The organism is Aerococcus sp. L_32 (assembly GCF_050689315.1).
The window spans coordinates 1-5,091 of the sequence record NZ_JBOEQF010000150.1 but is presented as its reverse complement, the minus strand read 5'-3'; the positions used below and the strand labels follow the sequence as shown (position 1 = coordinate 5,091).

Annotated in this window: 3 protein-coding genes, 1 tRNA gene and 1 pseudogene; 2 read left to right on the top strand and 3 right to left on the bottom strand. The window is 36.9% G+C overall.

What is annotated here, in order from left to right; genetic code table 11:
* Positions 1-286: pseudogene (locus ACRCJ0_RS09210) on the top strand (hypothetical protein); the annotation flags it as partial.
* Positions 287-318: 32 nt separating this feature from the next.
* Positions 319-401, top strand: a tRNA-Leu gene (locus ACRCJ0_RS09205).
* A gap of 177 nt (positions 402-578) precedes the next feature.
* Here the strand turns inward: ACRCJ0_RS09205 and ACRCJ0_RS09200 are convergent.
* From ACRCJ0_RS09200 to ACRCJ0_RS09190, 3 genes are all read right to left on the bottom strand, one after another.
* Positions 579-1,214, bottom strand: coding sequence for a CBS domain-containing protein (locus ACRCJ0_RS09200; RefSeq protein WP_419971304.1), 636 nt, complete (start codon positions 1,212-1,214; stop codon positions 579-581).
* Between the two features lie 84 nt (positions 1,215-1,298).
* Positions 1,299-2,510, bottom strand: a complete 1,212-nt coding sequence (locus tag ACRCJ0_RS09195; RefSeq protein ID WP_419971305.1) for an ABC transporter substrate-binding protein — start codon at positions 2,508-2,510, stop codon at positions 1,299-1,301.
* Between the two features lie 353 nt (positions 2,511-2,863).
* Complete coding sequence (locus ACRCJ0_RS09190) at positions 2,864-5,011, bottom strand: Tex family protein (protein ID WP_431390257.1); 2,148 nt, start codon at positions 5,009-5,011, stop codon at positions 2,864-2,866.
* Between the last annotated feature and the right edge of the window lie 80 nt (positions 5,012-5,091).

Genomic DNA, 5,091 nt, shown 5'->3' with positions numbered 1-5,091 from the left:
CGAAAAAATGAGTAATAATGTATGGCTGACCCATTTCTTCGGTATGAATAGTATCTCAGTAATTGTCGCTATCATTTGCTTCTTAAGCTCATTACTAGCGCCATTGATTTTTATGATTATTGTGCTATTATTGACTTTAGTGCAAATTTCCTTACTGATTATTACCATGACAATACATTTTTTGCAATCAGGTAATGTTAACAAATCTAAAGCCTTCTATAGTATTTTAGGTGTTTTATTACTATTCTTTTTAGCAGTCATTTTCTTAGTTGGTTTAATCTATTAATTTTCACTAGACTTCATTAGAAGTCTAGATTCGCGGCTATGGCGGAACGGCAGACGCGCTGCCTTGAGGGGGCAGTGAGAGTATTCTCGTGCAAGTTCAAATCTTGTTAGCCGCATATGTACTTTTAACACATTTAAAAACCAGTCAGATCTTTTATTTCATAAGGGTTTGACTGGTTTTTTTGATTGAAAAAGTCTACTAAATAACAGAAATTTTGTCGTAAATACTGACTTAGGCAATACAAAAAGCGGTCCAGATGTTGAAATCTGAACCACTTTTCTTCTATATAACATTATAATGTGACAACTTCATAACCAGCAGTTTCAATAGCTGATTTAGCATTGTCACCTTGGCCAGCATGAACTTGAATTGTAATTTCAATACCATCTTCATCATTCACAAAGATATGCGATACACTTACACTCGCGTCAGCAAGGACTTTGGTAATTTCTGAAAGGACCCCTACTCTATCTTCGACAACTTTTACGACAATACGGCTACCTTTATCACCTGGTTTATAACCAGATAAGTCAATTAAGGATTTGAAGATATCTTTATAAGTTACAATCCCTTGAACTGTTTTATTTTCATCAACAATTGGTAACACGCGTAGGTTATTCGTACGCATATATTCCGCTGCTTCTTCTACCATCCACTCAGTAGTGGCAGTTGCTGCTTTCTTGTCCATGAATTTTTCAACATCAGCTTGAGAAAGAATGTAGTTTAATTCGTAAACACTTAGACTTGTCGCATCTGAAGCGGATTTTGCATCAATAATGTCTTGTGTAATTAACCCAACAAATTGACCATTCTTAGTAACCGGCAGATTATGTATCTGGTGACTTTCCATTTTGGCCACAGCTTCTGTTACAGAAGTCTCCGGTGAAACAGTGACAACATCTTTACTCATATATTGTTTAATTTTCATGAAGAACCCTCCCTATTTATCAATAGATTTTAAGTGCTTACATACATTTTATCATTTACTTGATTAAAGTACAGATTTTTCAACTTAATCTGGTTGAATTACTGTAACATTTTCGGTTGGTTCGCCGTTAACTACTTCTTGAATATAAGCCGGTGCAGATACGTTATGTTCTTCATCAAAGGTAATATCATAAGTGATACCTTCAAATCCTTCTGTTGCGCCAATAGCGTCTTTGATGGCTGTTGGATCTGTAGAATCGGCTGCATCAATCGCGTTCATCACCATATTTGCTGCGTCATATGCTACTGCAGAGAACATATCTGGTTCAGTACCAAATTTTTCAACATAAGCATTATAGAAGTCTTGTACATCCTGGTCAGCATCTTCTGTATATACGAAATGGGCTACGTAATAGACATTGGTCATATTTTCAGCACCTGCTAGTTCGACAATATTTTGGTTACCCAAACCATTAGGACCAACAATCGCAATATCGATACCCATTTCTCTGGCTTGTTTAATGATTGGACCAGCTTCTTGATAGTAACCTGCAATAAAGATTACATCAGGACTTTGAGATTTAACATTTGTTAGGACTGAGCTGAAGTCTGTATCACCAGAAATATATGATTCATCAATGATCACGTCTCCGTCAAAGTTTTCAACAAAGATATCTGTTAGGTTTTGACCATAATCAGTCGAGTTGTCTTTCAATACAGCGGCAGTTTCATAGCCATTTTGGTTGGCAAACTCGGCGATAGCAGCACCTTGGAAAGAAATTTCAAAACTTGTCCGGTAGAAGTATTCCCATACTTCACCCGTTTCTGAGTTAATGGTTGCATTATCTACTGTAGTCGTTGCGGACACAAATGGCACTTGCGCATTTTCAGCAACTGGTTGCGTAGCAAAAGTTAAGGCCGCTGTAGCGGGTCCAAGGACGACTGAATTGCCTTGCTCAATTAAATAAGTCATACCTGTAGCGGCTTCTTCTGGTGTACCTTGATTGTCGTAAGATTGATAACTCACTTCTTTTCCGTCAATTCCGCCCTCTTCATTCCGTAGTTCAACCGCCAATTGGACAGCATTATCTTGGACCACACCATAAGCCGCAGTAGCACCAGTTAGTTCCCAAAGTCCACCAATATTCACCGTATCTGAATCGCTAGTTGACACCTCTGAAGAGGATGACGAATTTGAATTATTAGAAGTGGCAGTAGTTGCTTGTGAGCAACCAGCTACTATAATAGAAGCCGCAAAGATAGTTGTTAGCATTTTAGTAAATTTCATGTTTTTCATAAAAGATTTCTCCCATCTATTTGTAAATATTGTCTCCAACCCAAACATAACTAAAGAGCCACATATAACAACTTAGCCAAATAAAAAAACGCCGACCCGTTCAAACGGGCCGGCGTTTAAGCTAAGAGCCCGTATCTCACGAGAAATAGGACTCTACAATATATGGTAGAATCCTCAGTTAGCTAATAATAATAATAAATTTTGATGTGGGAAAGCAGAAACAAATTCCGCTTGCATATTTGAATGTACAGTCATCATCGTTTCTACCTTCCTCTCTTTAAGTTAATTTAAATATAACAAATAAAATAGAATAATCAAGCATTTTTTTAATTTAATTTTAATTACTTTCTAATTTATTTAATTTCAAGCATGCTTAAGCCGATTCGACCTTTTTTCTCGTCTACTTCAGATACCCAAACTTCAACAATATCACCTACAGAAACGATATCACTTGGGTTACTTACGAATTTTGTAGACATTCTCGAAATATGAACTAAACCATCTTGTTTAACACCAACATCGACAAAGGCACCAAAATCGACAACATTACGCACTGTACCTTGTAATTTCATTCCTACTTTCAAATCTTTCAACGAAAGAACATCAGATCTTAAAATTGGCGCAGCAACGTCTTCACGTGGATCACGTCCTGGTGTCAGTAGTGACTTTTGGATATCTACTAAGGTCTCTTTACCAATACCGTATGCTTCAGATAAGACATCTAAATCAAAATTGGCAATTGTTTTTCTGGCTTCTTCACTTTGAAGTTCTTCTAAAGAAATACCTAAGTCTTTCAGAATCGCCTTAACTTCCTTATAATTTTCAGGGTGAATACCTGTATTATCTAAAATGTTGTCGCCCCCTGTAATACGGATGAAACCAACCGCTTGTTCATAAGTTTTAGGTCCTAAACGCTTTACCTTACCTAATTGCTTGCGGTCAGTAAAGACACCATTCTCATTTCGGTACTCAACGACATTTTTAGCAACTGCCATCGATAAGCCGGCAACATGGCTCAATAATGAAGCGGAAGCTGTATTTAAGTTGACGCCAACCCGGTTAACCACAGTTTCAACAGTGAAATCTAAGCTTTCAGCAAGTTCTTTTTGAGACACATCATGTTGGTATTGACCTACTCCAATGGCTTTAGGTTCAATTTTTACCAATTCAGCCAATGGGTCTTGCAAGCGACGCGCGATAGAAACGGCTGAACGTTCTTCAACATTATACTCAGGGAATTCTTCGCGGGCAATTTCACTAGCTGAATAAACTGAAGCACCAGCTTCATTGACAATGCTATAAACCAAGTCTAAGTCATTATCTTGGATTTGTTCAGCAACAAATTGTTCAGACTCACGACTTGCTGTGCCGTTACCAATCGCAACCATTTCCACTTGATAAGTTTTGATTAATTCATTGAATCTTTTGCTGGCTTCAGCTTTTTTATTGACTGGTGCATGCGGATAAATCACATCTTTAGCCAAAACTTTACCTGTGGCATCAACTACAGCTAACTTACAACCGGTTCTAAAGGCTGGGTCTAAACCTAAAACAACGCGCCCCTTCAATGGTGGTTGCATTAACAAGTTACCCAAATTCGTTGAAAACGTAGCAATAGCGTGTTGCTCAGCTGTTTCAGTTAATTTAGAACGCAATTCTCTTTCAATAGAAGGTTTTAAGAAACGATCTAATGAATCTTGTATAGCCGCTTGGATTTCGCGAGTTGACACTGGGTGACCTTTAATGAAGCGATGAACTAGATGTTCAATAATTGGAAACTCGTCTGCTTCAATAGAAACATTTAGAATTTTCAACTTTTCAGCCCGGTTAATTGCTAATACCTGATAAGGCTTCACATTTTGGATATTTTGGCTAAAATCATAATATATTTCGAAGATAGCTTTTTCATCTTCCGCATTTTTACGTTTTAGACTGGTTAATTTTCCTTCTTTTAATGTATATTTACGTAACCATAGACGAATATCTGCATCTTCTGCAATCCATTCAGCCATTATTTCGTGTGCCCCATCCAAGGCCATTTTAATGTTTTGAATTTCGTCATTTAAGAATTTTTTAGCTTCCGCTTGAATATTACCTGTAGCTGGTGATGAAAACAACCATTTAGCAAGATCTTCTAAACCATTCTCTTTGGCAATGGTTGCCTTTGTACGACGTTTTTGTTTATAAGGCGCATAAAGGTCTTCAACCGTTTGCAAAACTGTCGCTTGTTTAATTTTTTTTGCTAGATCATCTGTTAATTTTCCTTGTTCTTCAATATTTGCAAGAACCGATGATTTTCTTTCCTCTAATTGTTTCGTATATTGGTAAGCATGTTCAATTTCTCTAATTTGAACCTCGTCTAATGACTGCGTAACTTCCTTACGATAACGAGCGATAAAAGGTACGGTATTGCCTTCTTCTAGCAATCCCAATACATTTTCAATTTGCTTCTTATTAAATGGTAAGTTTTGATTAATAATTTGAATGTAAGATGACTCCATATTCAACACCTTTCTTTTTTCACGAACAATCATTATACCCCAAAAATGGTACTTTTGCCATTCTACAAATTTGGACATTT

Excerpts from the sequence above, each read along its gene's own strand:
- ACRCJ0_RS09200 (WP_419971304.1), bottom strand. The coding sequence starts at position 1,214 with ATGAAAATTAAACAATATATGAGTAAAGATGTTGTCACTGTTTCACCG.
- ACRCJ0_RS09195 (WP_419971305.1), bottom strand. The coding sequence starts at position 2,510 with ATGAAAAACATGAAATTTACTAAAATGCTAACAACTATCTTTGCGGCT.
- ACRCJ0_RS09190 (WP_431390257.1), bottom strand. The coding sequence starts at position 5,011 with ATGGAGTCATCTTACATTCAAATTATTAATCAAAACTTACCATTTAAT.